We start from the raw sequence: 23811 nt of genomic DNA on the forward strand, positions 1-23811 counted from the left end.
GCACCGCCTCCTGCTTGAATTCCAATGTGTAGCGCGCCCTCGGCGCAGCCTTCGGCTTCGTCATTTCCGCTCTCCTTGCTGACATTGCATCACTCAGCATGGGAGACGGTTTCTGGGGGCAAGGTCACACCACCCGAGAAGAGACGGCCATGAACACAGCCAACAGCAACCGCGCCGACACCCCGCACTGGGGTGCCTCACGCCCTCAGTGAGTGTTGAGCCACGGGAGCACTCAAGCCCGCTGCGGCACGGCCGATGTCGTCGTTCAAGACGACTTCGGCCAAAGAAATGTCCGGCACACGATCCCCGCAGCCAGGCGCGACGCCAACAGCCTCCGACGTTCGGGAGTTCCAGAGGCGCTTCAAGGACGGCATGCGCGCCCTGGAGTTGGTTTCAGGCAGCGAAGGCGCGCCGTTCCGGCTGGAAGTGCGGAGCGCCATCGACAACCTGCACCAGTCCTTGTGGGGCTGCGACTGGCTGACACGGGTCTCGGTCGACAGGCACGTCCTGTCCACCGCCATTGAGCAGTTGCACAGCCTTCAGGTCGAACAGGACCGCGCGGATGGCGTTTTCGATGGTCTGGACAGCCAGTTCCTCACCGGCGAAGAGAACGTGGACGTGCAGCAAGTTCGCGATGCTCAGTTTCGGCTGCAGTCCTGCTGGTTCCTCGGACGATATGTCAGCCTGATCGCGCGGACAGTATTCCCTGGGCTTGTGCCCAACAAGCAGAAACGCCGCGACAGGCGATCCAAGTTTATCGACGCGAGCGATGACTATCTGGTTGCAGGCCGGCTGCTGTTGACCGACGCCTACCTTCTCGACCGCATGTCGCCGTCGGCAGTCAAGCACCTCCACGAACTGCTAGACGGCGTGGATAGTCTCTCCCGGCATCTAGCCGAAGTACTCGCACAGCCGGTCGACCCGTTCGCCAACGGAAGCGCCAGCGAGTCCGGCGATCGACGCGAGCTGATCCTGGACCTCGCAGACTGCTGCTTCAGGACCTTCCGACATGGCACGCCGGATGTCCTCCGCAGCCTGCTGGACACCCACGACATTGCCGATCACTACCGGCGCGACGACACGCTGAAGAGCTTGATCGGCATGGCGCTCGATCGCAAGCAGGAGAACGTCGTTCGTCGGGAGGATGTGTCTTACGTCATCGCCCGCACTCACGCCGAAGCGCCATGGAAGGCGGGCGTCTGGCTTCCGCACCTGGTTAGGTAGCCGCTCCAAGCAGCCGCTCCACGAACGAACTGCACCCCGGGGTGGTGGGTTGCGAACTTCGAAGAAATCAGCGCCCGAAGTTCGCGTGAGGTATTTTTCAAGGAAATTTACCATTCGGTTCCCTTCAGCGAAAACGCAAGAGGAGTACCGAAGCCCAGACGTGTAGCGAAGCCAAAACCGGAACCGCCGGCGCAGATGTGCAGCGTCAGTTCCACATCATCACGCCAGATGGATGTCCTGGCGGACCCAGCAAAGCAGCTGTGGCGCGCGAGACGCGCGAAGTCCATCCCGATCAGAGCCTGACGCTGATCGCCCATACCGCAAGGCCGTGCCAGCTGGCACGCACCTCCGGCCACCCCCGAGGGCCAACCTGCACTGCAGGTCGTGAACGGAAGCGAAGAAGGCCGCCAGCCGTCACGAAGCCGCACCGCAATGACAGCGGTTCCGCAGCCCTACCAGCCAGAACACGAGGCGTCTGGCTGGCACGAGCAGCCCTTCACTCGACACCAGAAGTCCGCCGGCCACCACCCACAGGGCCGTGGCTGGCGGAGCCGACCGCAATTCGTATTCATTCGACCTTGAAAGGCCTATCAAATGGCAAACGACAACACCTTCAACCAGCAGCGCACCGCGATCGCCGAAGCGGCTTCCACCGTGGCTGGGCAACCCGAGGTGCAGCAACCCCTCTCGCCCGTGGCACAAGCCCGCGACTCGCACGTCTACGTCGGCCATGTCGACAAGGTCATGAACATCATGACCGGGCAGTTCCTGTCGTTGACCTCGCTGGCACGCCGGTTCTCCGTCACCGGCGACGATGTGTCGGAGCTCGTCGCCGAGCTGCTGCATGCTGAGCGCGGCCTCATGAAGGTCGACACCGTGGCCTTCGAGCCCGGCCTCGATCGAGTCTTCGTCGACGAGAACAGCACCACCTTCTTGAACCTGTGGAGCCCGCCGAACCTGGCGCCTGTGGCGGGTGACGTGACGCCCCTCATCAAGCACCTGAATCTGATCTTCGATCAGGATCAGACGGCCGTCACCTTCTTCACCAGCTTCATGGCGCACATGATCCAGAAGCCGGAGCAGAAGCTGATGTGCGCGCCGCTGCTTATCGGAGGCCAAGGCATCGGCAAGAGCCTGCTGGGCGAGTTCTTCAGTTCGCTCATCGGCGCGCACAACACCGCCTCGATCGACGCGAGCAGCCTGACGTCCCAGTTCAACGACTACGCCCAGTCTCACCTGATCATCATCAACGAGTTCTCGTCGGCGGTCTCCAAGGCGGCTCGGGCCATGCTGAAGGGCCTGATCACCTCGCCGACGATCTTCCTGAACCGGAAGAACGTTCCTGCCATCCCGATCGCGAACCGCACGAACCTGCTGATGTTCAGCAACGACCACGCGGCCCTGCCGCTGGAGCGTGACGACCGCCGGTACTTCGTCTGGATCTCCCGCGCGCAGCGGCAGCCCCAGGAGTACTACGCCACGCTGGCCGCCTGGATGCAGGGTGAAGGCGCCGCGCACACGCTGCACTACCTCCAGAACTTCGACCTGACGGACTTCAACCCCAACGCCGCGCCGCCGACCAACGCGTCGCGCGAGGCGCTGATTCAAGAGTCGATGTCCGACCAGCATCAACTGCTGCAGGAACTGTTCGAGGCCGGTGAAGCGCCCTTCACCGGTGATCTGGTGGTCACCTCGGACGTCGTCGAGTACCTCAACAGCCAGCGCGGCCCGCGCTTCACTGTGCGCCAAGTCGCCGCGTTCCTGCAGCAGGTGCAAGGCGCTGCCCTCGGCCAGTGCCGGCTGACCGAGAGCGACGGCTCGACCCGCAAGCCCCGCGTCTGGGCCGTGCGTAACGTGGACAGCTGGGTCGGCCGGCTGGAGAGCGACATCGCCCGCGCCTACCGCAAGCCGGGCCTGCCGGTGCCTGTGGCGCCGACCAGCGCCAACGGCAGCGGCCTGGACCGTCCGCGCCCCAACCAGCGCCAGGCCCCCGCACAGGGCGGCCAAGACTGGGAAACCCCGCAGCTCTAAGCACAGCAGCGAGTCCCGAGGCCTCCCGGCCTCGGGATGCCATCAGGCGGGAAGCGCCACGCCCGCCAGGGCAAGACCCACGCGCAGGCCAGACCCGCCACAACGAGGAACGACCACCATGACCTACCCCCGCCCCCTGCAGCCCAAGGCAGCCCTACTGGAGTCCGAGGACACCACCAACGTGATCGGCAAGACCGTCACGCACTACCTCACCGACCTGGATCAGACCGGCCTGCCTTAGAGCAACTAACAAAACCGAATCAGCGTGCGCAGGCAGATGACGCAGCAGGCCAGGCTGAGCAAGGCAACGTGCGTCTCAACTTGGCGCTCGAATCGGACGCGCAGCTTGCCAAACGCTGCCAGCCACGCATGGGTGCGCTCGACCACCCAGCGGTGACGCCCCAGTCGCTCCCGGCTCTCGACACCTCGGCGCGCGATGCGCACCTTGATGCCCCTGGCCCGCAGATGGCTGCGGCAACGCTCGAAGTCGTAGCCCTTGTCGGCATGCAGCTTGTCGGGCCACCGTCGAGGACGCCCCCGCAGCCCCGCCACCGCCGGCAACGCATCGATCAGCTCCTCGAACACCACCGAGTCATGCCGATTCGCCCCCGTCACGCAGAACATCAGCGGCACCCCTGGGCCGTCGGTGACAAGGTGGCGTTTGCTGCCGAGCTTGCCCCGGTCCGTCGGGTTCGGCCCCGTGAACTCGCCCCCCGGGGGCTGGCCACGCTGGCCCCATCCACACACGCTCGACTGAAATCGAGCTGACCCGCGCCCCGCAGCTCCGCCAGCAACGCCAGATGCAGCCGGTGCCACACGCCCGCAGCCTGCCAGGCTCTCAGCCGTCGCCAGCACGTCATGCCGCTGCCGTAGCCCAGCTCCTGCGGCAGGTGTTCCCACCCAATCCCGGTTCGCAGCACGAACAGGATGCCGTTCAAGGCCCGCCGGTCGTCCACCCGCGGCCTGCCGCCCTGGGCCGAGCGCGGCGGCGCCTCAGGCAGCAACGGCTCCAACTTCTCCCACAGCGCAGCGCTGACTTCCTTGTCTTTCATCAGCCTTCAACGATTCAGACAGCGATGGCGTCGACTGTGTTTTGTTGGCCGCTCTTACTCTCGTAACCACTTCATGCTGGTCGAGCTGATGACGACCAGCGGCGTGATCCCCCAGCCGAACACCGACGTCGTCGTCTTCCACCACGACGGGATCGTGCGTGCGGTCATGCAGGTGAGTGGCATCGTGGCGATCCAGTCTGCCCAGGGCTTTCCTGGCCAGTACCGCACCCTGGTGTCCTGCGAGCCCATGGTGACCCTCGCTGACGTGCTGGTCGCCGAGGAGCATGAGTACTATCTCGACGACGAACTGGATCACTTGGTCTGCCGCATTAGCGAGAACCGGTGTCCTCCGACCAGCAAAGGGCGCATGCCCAAGGGCGCACCCATGCGCGATCAGAAGCAGGCGGCAGACTTGGTGCTGACCGCGATCGAAGACGCAATCCTGGCGTTCTGAACCCCAGACCGGCCGCCGCAGCGACCTCGAAGACACGAGGCACCGAGGCGAGCAGGTTCGACGCCAAGCAGCACAACGCCATAGCAACGCCTCGCCCGGTGGCCGCCGGGCGAGGCGTGCCTGCTTCCGAGGCAAGACCTGCCCCGGTGCCTCGGTGCCTCAGTGGGACAGCGGCCTCTCAAGCGAGCTGGAAGACGGGGTGACAGGCCGACGGCGCAGCGCGCTGGCAACCGCCACAGCACGTACACGGTCAGGGTCAAGCTGCAGGGCTTCGCGCGACCGCCGTTCGTGGCCGGCCAGCTCCAGGCGGAACTGGCGCAGCTGCTGCGCCGCACCGCCCAGAAGATCTGGCGTGTCGTGGTGACCAAGCCTGCCGAGATTCGGTCGATCGCGGGTGCGCTTCCCCCCGACCGCGAGATCGCGATCAAGCTGGTGACAGCCGCGCACGCGTTTGCCACCGCGCCTTCGGAGCTGCCGCCTGACCCTGCCCCCGAGCAGTCGCAGCCGCAAGACCAGACCCAGCCGGAGACACCGGCGTGAACGTCAAGGGCAGGCCTCAGCAGCACTGAGGCGTGCCCGCGACGCAACCAACGCAAGACAACAGCAACGCCTCGCCCGGTGGCCGCCGGGCGAGGCGTTGCGCCATCCGAGGCGAGGTGGCCACGGGTGCCTCAGTGCTTCGGTGGGGCCGGATGTCAGATTTCGGCAATCTGCACGTGTTGGCCGGCCCAGTTTCTGAGGCCGAGGATCGATTCGGTAAAGTGTTGCAGGGAGCCAAGGAAAAATGAAACTCGTCCGCAATGCGGGTACCGACCGTGTGCTCGATCTCATCCAGCCTCAGCTGAACAAGGGCACACAACTTGATCTGCTGACCCCAGCAGCATCCCTGTTCGCGTTCGAGGCGCTGCGAGAGGGCGCAGCTCAGCTTGCGGCTGCCCGCGTGGTGTTGCCCGACGACAAGGCCGACTTGGCACTGCTGGGTAGCGAAGCGGATCGTCCTGCGCGGAACCGGCTGCAGGCTCCTCGCCTGGCCAAACTCATGGCGGAGTGGATCCGCGCGAAGGCCGAGGTTCGCCGTGCACCGAGCGCCATCCCGCAAGGCTTGGCCGTGGTCAGGGTGCCTCCAGGCGCGCCGCTGCAGGCCGTGCACGGCTCGTTCGGGCTCAGCACCGACGGGCTTGGTCTCACACCGGGCAACCCGCTCAGCTTCATCCAAGCCTCGGAATCGCGCGAGGAAGCGCAGATGCTGGCGCAATGGTTCGATGCCCAATGGGCGGCACTGCCTGCCGCACCCGAGGCTCGCGCGGCGTTCGCAGCACAGCTCGACGAGCTGGCCAACCCGCGCGACCCGATGAGTATCTACGCCGCGATGCTTTACCACCTGTTCCAGGCCGACAGCCAGGACATGGACGAGGACCGCATCGTCAAGGCCGCCACTGGCATCCGTAATACCGTCGTCTGGAAGAAGCTGTACAAGTTCCAGCGCGACGGCGTGGTCGGCGCCATCGACAAGCTGGAACGCTTCGGCGGCTGCATCATCGCGGACAGCGTGGGCCTAGGTAAGACCTTCGAGGCCCTGGCCGTCATCAAGTACCACGAGCTGCGAAACGACCGCGTGCTGGTGCTGGCGCCCAAGCGCCTGCGCGACAACTGGACGCTCTACAAGGCCAACGACCAGCGCAACGTCCTGGCGTCCGACCGCTTCAACTACGACGTGCTCAACCACACCGACCTGTCGCGTGATGGCGGCCTGTCGGGCGACATCGACCTCGCGCACATCAACTGGGGCAACTACGACCTGGTGGTGATCGACGAGTCGCACAACTTCCGCAACAAGAAGACGCCGAAGCAGGGGGCCGAGACCCGCTACGACCGGCTGATGCGCAAAATCATCCGCGAGGGTGTCAAAACCCGCGTGCTGATGCTCTCCGCCACGCCGGTCAACAACCGCCTGGCCGACCTGAAGAACCAGATCGCCTTCGTGACCGAGGGCGATGACACGGCTCTGTTCGACCACGGCATCGCCAGTATCGACAGCACCACGCGCCGCGCTCAGAAGGCCTTCAACCGCTGGCTGGAGCTACCCGAGGCCGAGAAGACGCCCCAGCTGCTGGTGGAGATGCTGGGCTTCGACTACTTCAGCCTGCTGGACCACCTGACCATTGCGCGCTCGCGCCGGCACATCGAGAAGTACTACGGCACGGCCGAGACGGGCCGCTTCCCCAGCCGCCTGCCGCCGGTCAACATCAAGGCCGACGTGGACAAGGCCGGCGAGTTCCAGTCGATCAAAGAGATCAACCTGGAGATCCGGCGCTTGAAGCTGGCCAGCTATGCGCCGCTGCGCTACGTCAAGGAAGGGCGGCTGGCCGCGTACGACGAGAAGTACAGCACCGCCATCCGGGGCGGCGAAAGCATCTTCCGCCAGGTGGACCGCGAAGAAAGCCTGATCCACCTGATGCGCGTGAACCTGCTCAAGCGCATGGAAAGCTCGGTTTGGTCCTTCGGCCTGACCGTAGGCCGGCAACTGAAGGACGTGGACGCCACGCTGGCGCGGCTGGCTTCGTACAAGGCCGGCAGCTCGGGCGCTGAGGACGAGTTTGACGAGATCGACATCGCTGACATTGACATTGACGACCCGGCCTTCGAGCCCCTGCTGGTGGGTCGCAAGGTGAAGGTGCTGCTCAGCGACATTGACCTCGCCCGCTGGCGCCAGGACCTGACGGAAGATCGCAACCGCCTTGCCACGCTGAACGCAGCCGCGCTGCAGGTGAATGCCGCGCGTGACGATAAGCTGGGCAAGCTGCGCGACCTGATCGCCGAGAAGGTGCGCAACCCGATCAACGCCAGCAACCGCAAGATCATCGTCTTCACAGCCTTCGCCGACACGGCCGAGTACTTGTACGACCACCTGGCAGAGTGGGCGAAGACGCAGCTCAAGGTCGAAGCCGCCCTGGTGACGGGCTCGGGCCGCAACCGGTCCACCCTGCCCGCGCTGCGCAAGGATCTGTCCACCATCCTCACGGCCTTCTCCCCCCGGTCCAAGGAGCGGCCGGCCAGCCTGGCCGCCGAGGGCGAGCTGGACCTGCTGATCGCCACCGACTGCATCAGCGAAGGCCAGAACCTGCAGGACTGCGACTGGCTGGTCAACTACGACATCCACTGGAACCCGGTGCGCATCATCCAGCGCTTCGGCCGGATCGACCGCATCGGCTCGCCCAACACCAGCATCCAGCTGGTCAACTTCTGGCCCAACATGGAGCTGGAGGAGTACATCGGCCTGGAGCAGCGCGTCAGTGGGCGCATGGTGCTGCTGGACATCTCGGCCACTGGCGAAGAGAACATCATCGAGCAGCAGTCTGGCGACCCGATGAACGACCTGGAGTACCGCCGAAAGCAACTGCTGAAGCTGCAGGACGCGGTGATCGACCTGGAAGACCTGTCCAGCGGCGTGTCCATCACCGACCTGACGCTGACCGACTTCCGCATCGACCTGGCCCGCTACCTGAAGGCTCATCCCGGCAAGCTGGAAGCCATGCCGCTGGGCGCCTGCGCGGTTACCACCACGCACGAAGCTGACGTGCCGCCGGGCATCCTCTTCTGCCTGCGTGCCGAAGGCGCTGCGGCGGCCAAGGCGGTGGACCCCGGCTACCCGCTGGCCCCGGTCTACTTGGTGCACGTGGGCGAGCAGGGTTCAGTGCTGCTGCCCTACACCCAGGCCAAACACGCGCTCGACCGACTGAAGCGCCTGAGCATGGGCCGCGATCTGCCCGACGCCGGGGCCGTGGCACGCCACGCCAAGGCCACCCGCCAGGGCGAGGACATGCGCCACGCGCAAGACCTGCTGGCCGCTGCCGTAGCCTCCGTGGCGGGCAAGAGCGAAGAGCGCGCGGTGGCCAGCCTGTTCTCGCCCGGTGGCACCCATGCCATGAAGGGCGAGTTCGCCGGCATGAACGACTTCGAGGTGCTGGCTTACATGGTGGTGCTGCCAGGCTCACAAGGCACAGCGCAGGCTGGCGGCACGCAGGCGGCCTCCGCATGACGCTGGACGACCTGACCGGGGCCCTTGGCCTGCCCGAGGCCACGCGCGTGAACCAGCGCGTGCCCAAGAAGCTGCTGGCCGAGCAGGAGGTGGCCACGCCCGCCGACCGGCGCCAGATTCAGGACGGGGTGGACGAGGTCTTCTGGCTGGCGGCCCTGAAGCCACACCTGATCGGCGTGCCGGCCTACGAGGACGCGCACCGCCAGTACCTGGAACTGGCCGTGCTACGTCTGAGCCTGAAGCCTGGCACCAAGCCCGGCCGGCTGGTGGAGCTGCTGCACCGCGCTGTGCCGTACCCCGTGCTTCTGCTGACCAGTTCGGACGCCGGCATCGGCCTGTCGCTGGTGCACCTGCGCCGCTCGCAGAACGAGGCGGACAAGATGGTGCTGGACGGTGAGCTGATGGCGGTCACCCTGCCGCCAGGGCCGGCCCCGCGCACTGGGGCGGCCGCCCTCGGCGCCGATGCTTGCGCTGACTTCTGCGCCGCCTTCGCGCTGGCCCGGCAGCCCCAGGCCGACCTGCACGCGCTCTACCAGGGCTGGATGGACACCGTGGCCGCGCTGGACATCGCCCGCGAAACCGGCCGCTTCCAGCCCAGCCCCACCCGCGAGCAGGCCGCCCAGCGCCACCAGGCGCTGCAGCAGTGCCGCGAACTTCAGGCCCGGCTGCAGCAACTGCGCACCCAGGCGCAGAAGGAGCGCCAGCTGGCCCGCCAGGTGGCGCTGAACCAAGAGCTGCGCGCCGGCCAGGCCCAGCTGCAGGAACTTCAGCAGCGCCTGAACATGGGGGGCGCGTGATGCTGGCTCACCCCATGAGCTTCTCGGCCGCTACCGTTCCTTTCCATCATCTCCCGGTGTTGCCTCATGCCTCACCGGGGCAAGCACACGCCGCTGCGGCCAATGCCGCGAGCAGGGCCACCCATTCGGCCAAGACCACAACGAACTGAGAAGAACACCATGCCCATCGAAAAGATCGAACCCGGCGCCCCCGAAAGCCAAAGCGCCGACCTGGCGGCAGACAACCTCGCCCAGCTGCGCGCGCTGTTCCCGGAGCTGGTGACCGAGGGCAAGACGGGCCCGGCCATCAACGTGGACGTGTTGAAGGCCCTGGTGGGCGACGCCACCGTGACCGACGCCGACGAGAAGTACGGCCTGAACTGGCACGGCAAGCGCGCCGCGCGCCAGTTGGCGCTGACCCCCAGCACCGGCACGCTGCGCCCTTGCCCCGAGGACAGCGTGGACTGGGACACCACCCAGAACCTGATGATCGAGGGAGACAACCTGGAGGTGCTGAAGCTGCTGCAGAAGAGCTACGCCGGCAAGGTCAAGCTCATCTACATCGACCCGCCGTACAACACTGGCAAAGACTTCGTTTACCCCGATGACTTCAAAGACAACATCAAGAACTATTTGGAGCTGACGTGCCAGGTAGAAGGCGGTCGAAAGATCAGCAGCAACACCGAAGCCAGCGGACGGTTCCACACCGACTGGCTCAACATGATGTATCCAAGATTGAGGCTGGCCAGGCAACTGCTGCGTGATGATGGAATTATCTTCGTTAGTATCGATGATGGTGAATTCGAGAACGCGCGACGTCTACTCAATGAAATATACGGCGAAGAAAATTTCATCGCAAACTTCATCTGGAAGCGAAAAGCGGGAGGTGGCGATGATAGTGGGCATGTCGCGGCCGAGCATGAGTATGTGATTTGCTTTGCTAAGGACTCGGCGGCTGCAGGCATAGCTTCTGTGCAGCATGAAAGCCCTGCGATGACGGCAAAGTACAACCGTTCTGAAGGCGGGCGTCGCTACTATCTGGAGCGTCTTGATAAGACAAGCTTGACGTATAACTCGTCAATGGACTTCCCAATTGAATGTCCTGATGGAACCTTTATCCGCCCACCACAGCCAAATCCGGCCAATCCAACAACCAGTTGGCGCTGGGGTAAAGAAACAGTTCAAACAAGGGCTGCGGAGTTGATTTTTCAGAAGGACAAGACTGACCAGTGGCGTGTTTACACCCGAACTTGGGAGCCCAAGGACGGCGTTACGCCAAGAACCCTGATGGTTGAAAAGGAATATGGTCGAAATCGGGATGGGACCCAAGAACTAGACGCTTTGTTGGGGCCAAAAATATTCAACAACCCGAAGCCAACCAAGTTTCTTTCGCACCTACTCAATATCGGTGCCGCTGAAAAGGACGCGGTTGTATTGGATTTCTTTGCTGGCTCAGGGTCTCTGGCAGATGCACTAATCCGGATGAACTCTCGTGATCAAGGTTGTCGCAGGTTTATTCTTGTGCAGCTGCCGGAACCCACCGACCGCTTGGATTTCACGAAAATTTCGTCTATCACTAGAGAGCGGATCCTGCGTGCGGGGGCAAAAGCAAAAGCCGAAAATCCACTATTCAGCGGAGATGTTGGATTCCGTGTCTTTAAGCTCGACAAATCCAACATCGCGGCGTGGGCGCCGAAGCGGGACGACCTAGCTAAGTCACTACTCGATCACCTCGAACATGTGGTGACCGGTCGCAGCGATGACGACGTGCTCTACGAGATGTTGATCAAGCTGGGCCTGAACCTCTGTGTGCCCATCGAGCCCAAGCTCATCGCTGGCAAGACGGTACAGAGCATCGGCGGCGGCGTGCTGCTGGCCTGCCTGGACGAGCAGATCACCGTGGCCGATGCCGAACCGCTGGCGCTGGGGATCGTGGCATGGCACCGCGAGCAGCAGACCGCTGGCGAGGTGACCTGCGTGTTCCGCGACAGTGCCTTCGAGAACGACGTGGCCAAGACCAACCTGGCCGCCATCCTCGAACAGCACGGCATCGCCAAGGTTCGAAGCCTCTGAGCACTGGATTCGTGATTTCGCCTCTGACCACGTTTCAGGGGCAGCAGTTGACCAACAGGGAGGAGAAGAGATGGCACTGAGCGACGGGAACAAGCGGGAGTACACAGCGGAAGAGCTGGCAGTTTTGGCCGGCGTCATCGACTACGCCGATCGGATGCTCTACGAGGACAAGCACTTGAATGTGCTGGGCGGCATGGCTGACAGCTATGGCTATGTCGCAACGTCGCTCGCACCTGCGTACAGACTGCTGCGCAAGAACGCGTACGCGAAGACCGTGGTCATCGATACCGAGTTGCAGGGTCGGCTGACGTTCCGTCTGAGTCCCAATGAGGCGACTTACCCGAACAGTTCTTCCGGCTACTGCACACCTCACTCACCGCAAGGCCGACTGGTCACGTTCGTGCAGCCAGGCTACGAGAGCCGCAGCAAGCTGTGGGGTGACTACAGAGTTGTGGAAGTGCGCTCGTTCGAGCGCTTTGGTGGGCCGGAGTTCGAGCCGAATGTCCGCAACTTTTTGCGGATGGGCGTCACGGGCGATGAAGGCGCCGGCAGTGTTCAAGACCTTCGTGGATACCTGGAGCGGCTGCGTAAGCCGAAGCCGAAGGCGCCGGAACCCAAGCCCGAAGCGCAGGTCGAGCAGCCCGGTGTCGTGGAGCCAGAGGTGCCCGCAACCATTGCGCCGCCTCCCGTCGAGATCCCGATTGCTGAGTTTGCCGTCATCGACGAGCCCGACTCTGAGCCTGCCGACGTCCTAGCGGAAACTGATGACGAGTGGAATCCAGACAGCCCCCCTGCAAAGCTGGAGGACTACTACGGGTTGAGCGAGCGGTTCTTCACTCACCAGACGATTGAGCAGAACCAGATCATCGCGAGGTCACCCATCGGTCCCATGTTCGTTGAAGGGGTTGCTGGCTCCGGCAAGACCTCAGCAGCCCTGGGCCGGACCAAGATGCTGACCACCTTCAACGCAGCCAATGTCGTTGACGAACGGATCTTCAGGGACATCCTTGGACAGGGCCAAGACTACTGGTCTGCAGAGTACGCGGGTCAGTTCTCGCAGGAGAGCTGTGTCGGCTTTGTTCGGACAGGGGAACTGATTCAGTACCTGCAGGAGACCTGCCGCCGCATCGATCTGCCCGACTTGCCAGTTCACGAGTTCAAAGAACTCCAGACACGACTTCGGGACCATCGCAAGTTGACTTACAGCCCGGTGGCAGGACGTCGTTGGGTGGGGCTCCCGCAAAGCCGAGACGGGCATGAGGCTACGACCATGGCCTGGCTGCGCGCCACGGATCAGGCCATGGCGCGGAGGCTGGCTGATCTGATGCTGGAGAGCCTGCCCACGCTGGCGGAGATCGAGTCCCAGTACCAAGAACAAGAGCGCCCGAAGGTCGACCGTGTGATGGCGCCTGCCTTGGGCGCGCTTCGTGCCCGTATCGCAGAGCTGGCAGATGAACTGCGTGACCCTCCACGCGAAGGAGCGTTTGCGCTGGATCGTCTGGCGCTGCGACTGGTGAACGTGATCTCGGACGTTCGCAAGCAGGTCATGGGCTCGAAGCTGATCTGGACCATCGTCGCAGGCGAGACCCTGTTTGCGGCGGACGAGAACAGCCTCGCCCGGCAACTGATTGCGAAGAAGGCCGCACTTTTTCTGCGCACCGGGCAGCGCTTGGTTTTCGTGGACGGCGCAGGGCCGATTGACCAATCAATTCAATTGCGGACCCTCGCGGGAGAGCCCGTCGTTTGGGGTGACGACACCAAGGGGCAACTCGATGCAGGCCAAGTTCTGGTTCGAGATGCTTCCGGGCAGAACTTCCGAGGTGTGGTGTCCGACGTCGGCCACCTCTTCTTGAGACTGCTCCCGGAAGCTACAGACCGTATCTACGTGCTGCAGGAAGGCTCTCTTCGGCGTCTTCCTCGGGATGTCGGTTGGGGGCGTGTGAAGCTGAAGCTGATGGCGGTGGAAGCCGAGCGTGCGGACGAAGACGAGGCCGAGGAAGACGGTGAGGCCGTACAGGAACCTCAGCAGCCGGGCCAGCCACGCTACGCCACGCCAGACACTGTGTTCCACCGGTTCGTCCGGCGCAGCCTCCTCCGCCCCTTGGCGGCACTGCCTGACCTCTATCTTGACGTCCTCACCGCATCGGCGAAGCACTTTCCGAAGCCGGAATTGGCCAAGAAGATCAAGGCCCAGCTGGCGCAATTCAAGCTGGCGGACGATGACATCGATCTGCTGCTGTGTGTTGGGCACCTGCTGAGTCGGGGCTTGAAGCAAGGTGGGTTGCCAGCCCTCAGGGAGGCGACCTTCTACCAGGCGGTCTTTGTAGACGAGGTTCAGGACTTCACCGAACAACAAGTCTTCCTGATGGTCGAGCAGGCGAACCCCAAGTACCGCGCCATCACCGTTGTCGGCGACTTGGCGCAGAAGCTTCACCACGGGTCGACCATCGACGTGCGGGCGTGCTTCCCGGGACATAGTGTTGCCAGTGCGAAACTGACTGAGAACCTTCGCCAGACTGACGCTCCTGGCCTGGCACTGTTCAGCGCGATCTTTCGAGCCCAGTTCCACGGCGATCCGATGCCATCAGACGTCCTGTTGGCGCGGGTGGCCGAGACGGACTCCCCGATTGCGCGTCCCCAACTTGTGGCGTGCCCGAAGGAGGCTGATATGGATGCAGCCATCATCGAAACTTTGCGCGCAGCCAGGCGACACCAGACTGTCGCCGTGCTATTTCCGACCGCCGTGCAAGCTTCAGCGAGCTTTCAGAGACTCGACGCCCGGCTGCGTGAATTGCTGATCGATGCCGAGCTGTCCGAGAAGGTGAACCTGGCTCGTCGCCACGTTCGGCACTTTGCTGACGTGGCGAACGCGAAGGGACTTGAGTTCGACGTGGTGGTGATCGCCAACGTAGACCGCTTCGATCTCAGTGACCCATCCCAGGTGAACCGGTTGTACGTTGGCGTGACCCGCGCCAGGCGTTCGCTCGCGCTCTTGAGTCGGAAGGCGTCCCCGTCGCCAAAACTCGCCGAGCTGATGGCTACCTTTGATTCACATTCGGCCTCTGGCGCCCAATAAATGAAACTTCACTTCGAAGCCGATCTACCGTACCAGGCCGCTGCCATCGAGGCCGTGGCTGACCTGTTCCACGGCCAGGAGGTGTGCCGCACCGAGTTCACGGTGACGGTACGCGCCGCGCGCACCTACGACGACGCCTCAGCGGCCCAGGGCGCGCTGGAAGGCATGCTGGCCACCGAGCAAGGCGGCATTGGCAACCGCCTGACGCTGCTGGATACCGAGATCGAGGACAACCTGCGCGCGGTGCAGCTGCGCAATGGCCTGCCGCCCACCACCAAGCTGTCTCCCGACTTCACGGTGGAGATGGAGACGGGCACCGGCAAGACCTACGTCTACCTGAAGACGGCCTTCGAGCTGAACCGACGCTACGGCTTCACCAAGTTCGTGATCGTGGTGCCCTCGGTGGCCATCAAGGAAGGCGTGAACAAGACGCTGCAGATCACCCGCGAGCACTTCGAGACGCTGTACCCCAGCGCCAAGGGCTACGAGTTCTTCCAGTACGACTCGGGCAAGCTGGGGCAGGTGCGCAACTTCGCAACCAGCCCGAACGTGCAGATCATGGTGATCACGGTCGGCGCCATCAACAAGTTCGGCGACGAGCAGGAGGCGGCGGCCGAAGAGGCCGACGAGGCGCTGCGCCGCGAGAAGAGCAAGAACGTGATGTACCGCGCCAGCGAGAAGACGGGCGGCGAGAAGCCCATCGACCTGGTGCGCGCCACTCGGCCCATCGTGATCGTGGACGAGCCGCAGAGCGTGGACGGCGGCATCGACGGCCGGGGCAAGAAGGCCATGACACGCATGCACCCGCTGTGCACGCTGCGCTACTCGGCCACCCATGTGGACAAGCACAACATGGTCTACCGCCTGGACGCGGTGGACGCATACGAGCAAAAGCTGGTCAAGCAGATCGAGGTGGCCTCGGCCACGGTGGAACAGGGCTTCAACAAGCCCTACGTGAAGCTGGTGGGCATCAGCAACAAGCGCGGCGTGGTGACGGCCATCGTGGAGTTGGACGTGCTGGGCCGCGCCGGCAGCGTGCAGCGCAAGGACGTGGTGGTGCAGGACGGCGACGATCTGGAGCAGACCACCGGCCGAGAGATCTACGCCAACATGCGCGTGGGCACCCTGCGTGCGGCCACCAAAGGCGGAAAGGGTGGCCCCAAGTCCGAAGCCCTGATGGAACTGCACGTGCCCGGCGGCCAGCAGTACCTGACGGTGGACGAAAGCTGGGGCGGCGTAGAGCCGCTGGCCGTGCAGCGCGAGATGATCCGCCGGACGATCAAGGAGCACCTAGACAAAGAAAAGCGCCTGCGCCCTATGGGCGTGAAGGTGCTGAGCCTGTTCTTCATCGACGCGGTGGACAAGTACCGCGTGTACGACGCCGAGGGCAACCCGCAGAAGGGCGTTTACGCCACGATCTTCGAGGAAGAGTACAAGCGCTGGGCCCAGCACCCCGACTACCGAAGCCTGTTCAACGAGATCGACCTGAGCGCCGCCGCGCACGAGGTGCACAACGGCTACTTCTCGATCGACAAGAAGAAGGTGGCCGGCAAGGTGGTGGAGATGGTGAAGGACACCAGCGGCAGCACCGCCGCTGACGACGACACCTACAACCTGATCATGCGCGACAAAGAGAAGCTGCTCAGCTTCTCATCGCCGCTGAAATTCATCTTCAGCCACTCGGCACTGAAGGAAGGCTGGGACAACCCCAACGTCTTCCAGATCTGCAACTTCAGCGCGCGGCAGACCGAGCGCTGGCGCCGGCAGACCATCGGCCGCGGCCTGCGCCTGTGCGTGAACCAGGAGGGTCTGCGCCTGCGCGGCTTCGAGGTGAACACGTTGACCGTGATCGCCAACGAGAGCTACCAGGAGTTCGCCGACAACCTGCAGAAGGAGATCGAGGAAGACGGCTTCCAGTTTGGCGTGGTGCCGGATCACCTGTTTGCCGGCGTGGCCGTGCGCCAGGCGGACGGCAGCAGCAAGCCGCTGGGCTTCGACGCGTCCAAGGTGCTGGCCGAGCACCTGCGTGCGCAGAAGCTGATCGATGCCAAGGGCAAGGTGCAAGACGGCCTGCGCCAGGCGCTGAAGGACAACACCCTGAGCCTGCCCCCCGAACTGGAGGCACAGCGTGCACAGGTGCTGGAGCTGCTGAAGAAGGTGGCCGGCAAGCTGGAGATCAAGAACGCCGACGAGCGCCGCAGCGTGCCGGTGCGGCGTGCTGTGCTGGACAGTCCCGAGTTCAAGGCGCTGTGGGACCGCATCAAGTACAAGACCACGTACCGGGTGCACTTCGACAACGAGCGCCTGATCCGTGACTGCATCTCCGCCGTGATCGCGGCGCCGCCCATCAGCAAGGTGCGCCTGCAGTGGCGCAAGGCCGGCATGGAGATTGGCCAGGCCGGTGTGGTGGCGCAGGAGCGCGGCGGTGCCACCGTGGTGGTGCTGGATGAGGGCGACATCGAGCTGCCCGACATCCTGACCGAACTGCAGAACCGCACCCAGCTCACGCGCAAGAGCATCGGCCGCATCCTGGTGGAGAGCGCGCGGCTGAATGACTTCAAGCGCAACCCACAGCAGTTCATCGAGATCGTGGCCGACGCCATCAACCGCTGCAAGCGCATCGTGCTGGTGGACGGCATCCGCTACCAGCGCCTGGGCGACGACGAGTACTACGCGCAGGAGCTGCTGGAGCGGGAGGAACTGACCGGCTACCTGAAGAACATGCTGCAGGACACCCAGCGCTCGGTGTACCAGCACGTGGTCTACGACTCCGAGGTGGAGCGCGACTTCGCCGACCAGCTGGAGAAGAACGACGCGATCAAGGTCTACGCCAAGCTGCCCGGCTGGTTCAAGGTGCCCACGCCGCTGGGCAGCTACAACCCCGACTGGGCCGTGCTGGTGACCACGCCCGATGGCGACCGCCTGTACTTCGTGGTGGAAACCAAGAGCAGCCTGTTCGGCAGCGACCTGCGCAACGCCGAGGCGGCCAAGATCGAATGTGGCCGCGCCCACTTCAAGGCGCTGGCCGTGGGCGAGAACCCGGCGATCTACGACAAGTTCAAGGACGTGGCGGGGCTGGTGGAGAGGGCGCAGACCACCTCGTGAAGCAGCAGACCGGGCCTGGCGCTCGGCCACTTCTTGCCACAGTGAGGCGCTGAAGCGCGAGGCACGTGCGCCTGCAGGCAGCGTGGCCCGCACGGACGCGCCGTGAACCTTCAGAACGCTGCTGATCTTCGACAGCAACCGCCGCCACTTCTTCCGCTACGAAAAAGCAGAAGAGGTAGCCGACAACCAAAGTACACCCAGCCGCATGCTGGCCCGATCCAGCGTGGAGGCCACGCGCCAACCCGTTCGCAAGGGGGACGTGGTCTGGCTTCTACGGCGCCTAGGCATAAGCAGCCCAGGTCGCTACCGCTTCGTCTACGCCTTCGTGGTCGAGGCCGATCCACAGGTGGTCGCTGGCTTCAACCGCATGGAGGGCAGCACAGGCCTGTGGATGCCAGATTCGCCTGTGGTCAGCGACCAGGATTGGTTCGCTGCGTTCTTCAAGCGCATGGGCAGCGGTGGAACCAGCTTCCAAGCACTTCAGCCGGCCGACGTGGAACAGTTGCGCAAGCTCTTCGAGACTGCTGCCGCTGCGCCGACAACCGAGCCAGAGACGCTGGCTTCAGAAGCGCAGCAGCAGGGCTGGCCAGAAGATGCCGTGAGGTACGGCGCCATCAAGGCAAGGCGCGGCCAGGCGGAGTTCCGAGCGCGGCTGCTGGCCGCCTACGGCCGGCGGTGCTGCATCTCAGGCTGCCGGGTTGAGGCACTGCTGGAGGCTACGCACATCCGGCCGCACGCCGTGGAGCCGAACTACGACACCCGGAACGGTCTGCTGCTTCGGGCTGACCTGCACACCCTGTACGACCTGCACCTGCTTGGCGTGGATGAGTTCGGCAATGTCGTGCTGTCGTCTGAGGTTGCAGACCCGTACTACAAGCAGTTGGTGACCAGCGCGAGGAGGATCACACCGCCCGACAAAAGTGAGGACCGACCGAGCGAGGACGATCGCCGTGCCCGGATGCAGCTCTTCAGGCGGTGAGGCGTTGGCTGGCGGCTAGACGGGCAGACAGTCCAGTTCGGTCCAGAGGCCGGGCGGGGGCTGCTTGGGGTTCACCTTGGGTTTCGGTGCCGGAAGCGGCTTCTTTGAGCATGTCAGGCGTGCCTCAGAACGGGGCATGCCTCACCGAGTTTGGCATCTGCCGGTCACTTGCCACGGTGAGGCGGTGAAGCGCTGGCGCCCCACGACGTTCTCCCTGGCCGAGCGGGTACAGCGTGGCAGCCCCTGGCCTCGTCCAGATGTCATCGCCCTGGACCACGCCCCCGAAGGGCCGTAGGGCCACCCTCGGCCGGGAGAACCAGAGTCTTTGGCAACGCTGCTGGGCTCAAAAAATCGTCAGTGTTGCGCCCTTCGAGCAAGCCCAGGTCGGCGTGACCTGGGTTTGTTTTTTTTGCGCCCGTGCTCCTGCCCTGGCCGTCACAGCCGGCACGCTCAACCGCATCTCATCTCCCCGGTACCGCGTGTGCCACACCGCGCCCGTGGCCTTCCCGCCAGGGGCGTTTCCACGTCCGCTTGACCGAGGAGAACCCATGTCGTTCCTGTCTTCCGCCGTCCGTGCCGCTTTTCCCGTCGTTTTGACTGGCCCCTGGGCGCCCGTGCTTGTGCCGTTGCTGATCATCGCTGCCACCTGCACCACCGATCGTGCCGTGACCGTCCACCTGCGCTGACGACAGCCCGCCCCACCAGCCCCCTCGGTCTTCGGACCCCGGGGGCTTCTCGCTTTCTGGGCCGGGGCAGGGTGCCCAGGCCCACCTGCCCTGGAGTCACCATGTCGATGGTCTTCTGTCGCGGCTGTGGAAAGAGCATCCACGAGTCCGCGACCACCTGCCCGCACTGCGGGGCCCCTCAACGTGCCGTGACTGCTGCGCCCAGCCCGGCCTTCGTGCCGGGCCCGCACGGCAAGTCCTGGCCGGTGCTGTTCGTGCTGGTCTTCTTCGCCGGCTTTCTCGGCGTGCACCGTTTCTACGTCGGCAAGATCGGCACCGGCATCGCCCAGCTGCTGACCTTCGGCGGCTTCGGCTTCTGGCTGCTCTGGGACTTCATCCAGATCGCCAGGGGCCGCTTCACCGACGCGGCCGGCAACGTCATCGCCTACGGCCACTGACGCCGCCCCCCGCCTTCCCCAGTTCCTCCACCCCGACGAAGCCCCCTCGGCCCGCAGGCCCAGGGGGCTTCTCGCCTTCTTGGCCCGCACCCGCCCGGGCCTTCTGGAGTTCAATATGAGCAAGACTGCCAAGGCGCCCGTGCGCCCCGCCTTCCAGACCCGTACCGTCCTTCCTGCCGACCTGCCCGAGCACTTCCTGCTGGTGCGCCAGGCCAACGCCGGCAAGCTGGGCCTGCGCGCCCACGGTCACATCGTCTACCAAACCCTGCTCGATCCCGAGCGCCGCCGCGTCTTCCTACGTGTGATCACCAACAGCGGCTCCGGCTCGTTCTCCGACGAGCCGGTGCATGTGGACAAGCTGGCCCGGGCCGTGGCCAGCCGCGACCCGAACAAGCCCCTGCGCGGCAGCGCCCTGCAAGGCGCCATCGTCGGCAAGTCCGTCTGCAACGCCGGCTTCTTCGCGGCGGTGCTGGTGGCCGAGGGGCTGCTAGGACGCGACCCGGCCAAGCGCTTCGACCTGCTGGACCTGGAGCGCTGGCAGACCTGGACGGCCGAGCAGCTGGCCACCCCGGGCGAGCTGGCCCAGGTGCGCTTGAAGGAAGAGGCGGCCCACCTGAAGAAGGACAAGGGCGCGGCGTTCGTCGCGCCCGACGCCGGCTTGTCCGAAGAAGCTGGGGAGAACGGGGAAACCAGGGAGGCCGAGGCTACCGACAGCGCCAGCGGGGAGGGGGACCACACCTCCCCGACCGAGGACACGCCCGCCGAGGCCAGTCCTGACCCCGAGGAGGGCACGGGTCACCCCGAGGTGGACCCTGGGGAGGGTGCGAGCCACCGGGGCCGCCGTCGGGGTAAGGGCAAGGAGTGACGCCATGTCCAGCACCGCCCCCCCGCGCTGGCTCGCCCAGGTCACCGCGAAGGACCTCCACCTCGTCGGCCTGGACGCCCCGGACGACGATCACGGCGCCCAGCTGGCACTGCTTGACTGGGCCCGGGAATACGACGTGGACCTCGACCAGGTGCACGACTGCCTCGTGTTCCTGCAGTCCGGGCCGCATCTGCTGCTCGGCTCCAGCCCGCTGGCGCTGATGGCCTACTCGCCCCGGCGTGGCAGCTTCCGCGCCTCGTTCGACCTGGACTTCCCGGAGGGCATGGCCGAAGCCGGCATGGCCCGGGCGGGCGTGTGGCTCACCGTCCTGGCGTCCGAGCTGGGCGAGCTGCCGACCGCCCCGGGTCACTGGCTGGCCGCGACCGTGCGCACGTCCGGGCTGAGCGGCCAGAACGTGGGCATCCTGGCCTGGGTGCAGAAGTACGCCAGCGAACTGCGCCTGCCCGGCCAGGCGCAGCATGGCCCGGCGCTGACCGACTACGACCGCCAGTTGTCCAGCGCCATCTGGCGCTGCGCGGCCTACGCGCTGCGCTGAGGGACAGGCCGTGCGCGACGCTGACGGCCGCTACATGGCGGCCTGCCACGACCGGCACCTGGAGATCGTGCGCCTGGTGGTCGGCCAGCGGCTGACCTGTGTTCCGCATCGGCATCGCGCACCTCGTGTGCCCAGTTCCGCTCGTGCACCTGGGTGCCTGTGCAGATGCGTACCTGCTGGACGGCTGCCGTGCACCGTCACCCCCAGTTTCCCCACTTTCCCCACGCTGGACCGGGACCCCTGACGGGAGACACCCCCCCTTAAGGGGTGTCTCCCGCAGCCCCCCCGGCGACCTCGTCATTCACCCTGGCCCCTGGCGCAGCGAGCGCCCGGGGCCTTCGACTTTCTGGAGGACACCATGTCCCAAACCACAACCGACCTCGGCGACAAGCCGGTGGTCCTGCTGGCGGTGTCGAAACCGCTGTTTGCGCTCGGCCAGGTGGTCGCCACGCCCGGCGCGCTTGAACTGCTGGCCCGCCACGGCGTCGAGCCGGCGGAGCTTCTGTCGCGTCACGTGGCAGGGGACTGGGGCCAGCTGTGCCGCGACGATGCCCTCGCCAACGACCTGGCCGTCCAGCACGGCGATCGCGTGCTCTCGGCCTACGTCCTGCCCTTGGCACCGGCCAGCCATACCGGCGGAACCGGGGAAAGCGGGGAGGGTGCCGAGCGTGTCTGGATCGTGTCTGAGGCGGATCGCTCGTCCACCTGTCTCCTGCTGCCTCGGGAGTACTGAGCATGGCCGCCGCCGACAACACCCAGGGCGAGCCCCGCTACGTCCAGCCGCTCGATGCCACGGTGGCCCGGGCGGTCGCCCAGTTCGACGAGGGTGACCGCGAGGCCTTCGAGGAGCGCGCTGCCATCTTCGAGTACGACGGCGGCCTGCCCCGGCACGAGGCCGAACGCCGCGCGCTGGCGCTGGTGCGCGCCGAGCAGCAGCGCCGCGCCCGCCCGCCGGGCTGACGCGCCGTGATGGCCCTGCGCTGACCGGACAAGCACCGCAGGGCGACGCTGCCCGCCAGGGTGACCTGGTGGCAGGTCTGCTTGGCCCAGTGCTGACAACGGCTAAGCGCTACGACGCAGCCCGTCCGCGGCTCAGGGGAACGGACTTGCTGGGCGGCGACCGCCCTGGCGCCGGCTTCCCGAGGATCGGTCAAGCAGTCCGCTCACCGGTCCTTTGCGCAGCAAAGCCTTCCAACAAACCGATGGAGTCGCCCGGCTCCAGCCCTGGCCCCTGGTCCCGACTTCGGTCCTGTCCCAGGCCGCCAGCGGCTCGAACTTCACCTGTGAGCCCATCGCCATGTCCAACACCGAAACCCGCTTCCCCTTCACCCACCGCAGCCTGTCCAAGCTGCCGCCTTGCCCGGCGGCCAGTCCTTCCACCAGCACCGAGTACTCCGACACCGAGGTCGTCGGCCTGAAGCTGCAGGTGTCCAAAGCCGGTCGCAAGGTCTTCTACTTTCGGTACACGATCAACCGCCAGAAGCGTGCGGCCAAGATCGGCGAGTTCCCCGCCATCGACGTGACCGAGGCGCGCAAGGCCGCCCTGGAAATGCGCGCCCAGATCGACCGAGGACTCGACCCGCAGGCCGACCGAGACGCGCTGGCCGTGATGCCGACCTTCCGCCAGTTCGGCGAAGACAGCTACATGCCCGATGCACGGACCCGCAAGGCTTCGTATAAGGATGATGCCGGCCGGCTGCGTGTGCATGTCTACCCAGTCCTGGGTGACAGGAAGATTTCCGAGATCAGTACCCGCGATGTGCAGCAGTTGCTCGCGCGTGTAGCCGACAAGACCAGCAAGTCCACCGCCAACCGGGTGCACAGCCTCGTGGCACGGATGTTCAAGCTGGCCCAGGTCTGGGGCGTGATCGAACGCAGCCCCTGCTACGGCCTGTCGAAGTTCAAGGAGCCGAAGAAAGCGGAGCGTTTTCTGACGCCTGAGGAGATCACGCGTTTTCAGGCAGCGCTGGCTGAAGACAAGAACACCATGGCGGCCAGTGCCCTACGCCTGTTGCTGCTCACGGGTCTGCGCCGCAATGAGGTGATCCGTGCGAAGTGGGATCAGGTGGACCTGGCCGCAGGTCTGCTGCATCTGCCGAAGACCAAGACCGGTGCCCGCTACGCGGTGCTTAACTCCGCGGCCAAGGAACTGCTGGCATCCTTGCCCAGCCGTGGTCAGGGGGGCTGGATCTTTCCGGGCACCAAGCCCGGCCAGCCGATGGCTCAGCCCACCCGGGTGCTGGTGCGCGCCCTGAAGCGCGCTGGCATCGACCGCCTGCGCGTACATGACCTGCGGCATACCTTCGCGGCTACCTGCGTGAACTCCGGCGCCTGACCTTGCCCCCAGAAACCGTCTCCCATGCTGAGTGATGCAATGTCAGCAAGGAGAGCGGAAATGACGAAGCCGAAGGCTGCGCCGAGGGCGCGCTACACATTGGAATTCAAGCAGGAGGCGGTG

General features: G+C 65.1%; 19 protein-coding genes. 18 read left to right on the forward strand and 1 reads right to left on the reverse strand.

The window, feature by feature from the left end; genetic code table 11:
- Positions 1–255: 255 nt before the first annotated feature.
- The 3 genes from HZU84_RS18505 to HZU84_RS20755 all read left to right on the forward strand — a co-directional run bounded on the left by HZU84_RS18505 (position 256) and on the right by HZU84_RS20755 (position 3496).
- Positions 256–1224 (forward strand): hypothetical protein, encoded by a 969-nt coding sequence (locus HZU84_RS18505; protein WP_149504341.1) that lies wholly within the window; start codon positions 256–258, stop codon positions 1222–1224.
- Between the two features lie 594 nt (positions 1225–1818).
- A complete protein-coding gene (locus tag HZU84_RS18510) occupies positions 1819–3255 on the forward strand; it encodes a primase-helicase family protein (RefSeq protein WP_149504340.1) in 1437 nt (478 codons plus the stop codon).
- A gap of 118 nt (positions 3256–3373) precedes the next feature.
- Positions 3374–3496, forward strand: coding sequence for a hypothetical protein (locus HZU84_RS20755; protein ID WP_256365854.1), 123 nt, complete (start codon positions 3374–3376; stop codon positions 3494–3496).
- A gap of 5 nt (positions 3497–3501) precedes the next feature.
- Here HZU84_RS20755 and HZU84_RS18515 read toward each other — a convergent pair.
- A protein-coding gene (locus HZU84_RS18515; protein ID WP_375139044.1) for an IS5 family transposase occupies positions 3502–4307 on the reverse strand; the annotation gives its coding sequence in 2 pieces (ribosomal slippage) (positions 3502–3980 and positions 3980–4307; 807 coding nt in all).
- Between the two features lie 73 nt (positions 4308–4380).
- Here HZU84_RS18515 and HZU84_RS18520 point away from each other — a divergent pair.
- The 15 genes from HZU84_RS18520 (at position 4381) to HZU84_RS18590 (ending at position 23688) form a co-directional block, all read left to right on the forward strand.
- On the forward strand, positions 4381–4761 hold the full coding sequence (locus tag HZU84_RS18520; protein ID WP_149504338.1) for a hypothetical protein: 381 nt from the start codon (positions 4381–4383) through the stop codon (positions 4759–4761).
- Between the two features lie 288 nt (positions 4762–5049).
- Positions 5050–5301, forward strand: coding sequence for a hypothetical protein (locus HZU84_RS18525; protein WP_149504337.1), 252 nt, complete (start codon positions 5050–5052; stop codon positions 5299–5301).
- 244 nt (positions 5302–5545) lie between these two features.
- Positions 5546–8800, forward strand: coding sequence for a helicase-related protein (locus tag HZU84_RS18530; RefSeq protein ID WP_149504336.1), 3255 nt, complete (start codon positions 5546–5548; stop codon positions 8798–8800).
- A complete protein-coding gene (locus tag HZU84_RS18535) occupies positions 8797–9597 on the forward strand; it encodes a DUF4391 domain-containing protein (RefSeq protein ID WP_149504335.1) in 801 nt (266 codons plus the stop codon). Before HZU84_RS18530 ends, HZU84_RS18535 begins: the two co-directional genes overlap by 4 nt.
- A gap of 165 nt (positions 9598–9762) precedes the next feature.
- Positions 9763–11649: a site-specific DNA-methyltransferase gene (locus HZU84_RS18540; protein WP_223120900.1), complete on the forward strand. Its 1887-nt coding sequence runs from the start codon at positions 9763–9765 to the stop codon at positions 11647–11649.
- Positions 11650–11719: 70 nt separating this feature from the next.
- Positions 11720–14725: an ATP-binding domain-containing protein gene (locus HZU84_RS18545; RefSeq protein WP_149504333.1), complete on the forward strand. Its 3006-nt coding sequence runs from the start codon at positions 11720–11722 to the stop codon at positions 14723–14725.
- The gene (locus HZU84_RS18550; protein WP_149504332.1) at positions 14726–17830 is read left to right on the forward strand and encodes a type III restriction-modification system endonuclease; all 3105 of its coding nucleotides are present in this window, start codon (positions 14726–14728) and stop codon (positions 17828–17830) included.
- 205 nt (positions 17831–18035) lie between these two features.
- Positions 18036–18809, forward strand: a complete 774-nt coding sequence (locus HZU84_RS18555; protein WP_244954307.1) for an HNH endonuclease — start codon at positions 18036–18038, stop codon at positions 18807–18809.
- 548 nt (positions 18810–19357) lie between these two features.
- Positions 19358–19495, forward strand: a complete 138-nt coding sequence (locus HZU84_RS18560; protein ID WP_180693065.1) for a hypothetical protein — start codon at positions 19358–19360, stop codon at positions 19493–19495.
- A gap of 101 nt (positions 19496–19596) precedes the next feature.
- Complete coding sequence (locus HZU84_RS18565) at positions 19597–19932, forward strand: TM2 domain-containing protein (RefSeq protein ID WP_149504331.1); 336 nt, start codon at positions 19597–19599, stop codon at positions 19930–19932.
- 115 nt (positions 19933–20047) lie between these two features.
- Positions 20048–20797 (forward strand): hypothetical protein, encoded by a 750-nt coding sequence (locus HZU84_RS18570; RefSeq protein ID WP_149504330.1) that lies wholly within the window; start codon positions 20048–20050, stop codon positions 20795–20797.
- A 4-nt stretch (positions 20798–20801) separates the two neighbouring features.
- Positions 20802–21353 (forward strand): hypothetical protein, encoded by a 552-nt coding sequence (locus tag HZU84_RS18575; RefSeq protein ID WP_149504329.1) that lies wholly within the window; start codon positions 20802–20804, stop codon positions 21351–21353.
- 358 nt (positions 21354–21711) lie between these two features.
- A complete protein-coding gene (locus HZU84_RS18580; protein WP_149504328.1) occupies positions 21712–22086 on the forward strand; it encodes a type I restriction endonuclease subunit M in 375 nt (124 codons plus the stop codon).
- A 2-nt stretch (positions 22087–22088) separates the two neighbouring features.
- A complete protein-coding gene (locus HZU84_RS18585; protein WP_149504327.1) occupies positions 22089–22313 on the forward strand; it encodes a hypothetical protein in 225 nt (74 codons plus the stop codon).
- A gap of 337 nt (positions 22314–22650) precedes the next feature.
- Positions 22651–23688 (forward strand): tyrosine-type recombinase/integrase, encoded by a 1038-nt coding sequence (locus HZU84_RS18590; protein ID WP_149504326.1) that lies wholly within the window; start codon positions 22651–22653, stop codon positions 23686–23688.
- Positions 23689–23811 lie beyond the last annotated feature (123 nt).

Source organism: Sphaerotilus sulfidivorans (assembly GCF_013426975.1).
Lineage (GTDB): Bacteria > Pseudomonadota > Gammaproteobacteria > Burkholderiales > Burkholderiaceae_C > Sphaerotilus > Sphaerotilus sulfidivorans.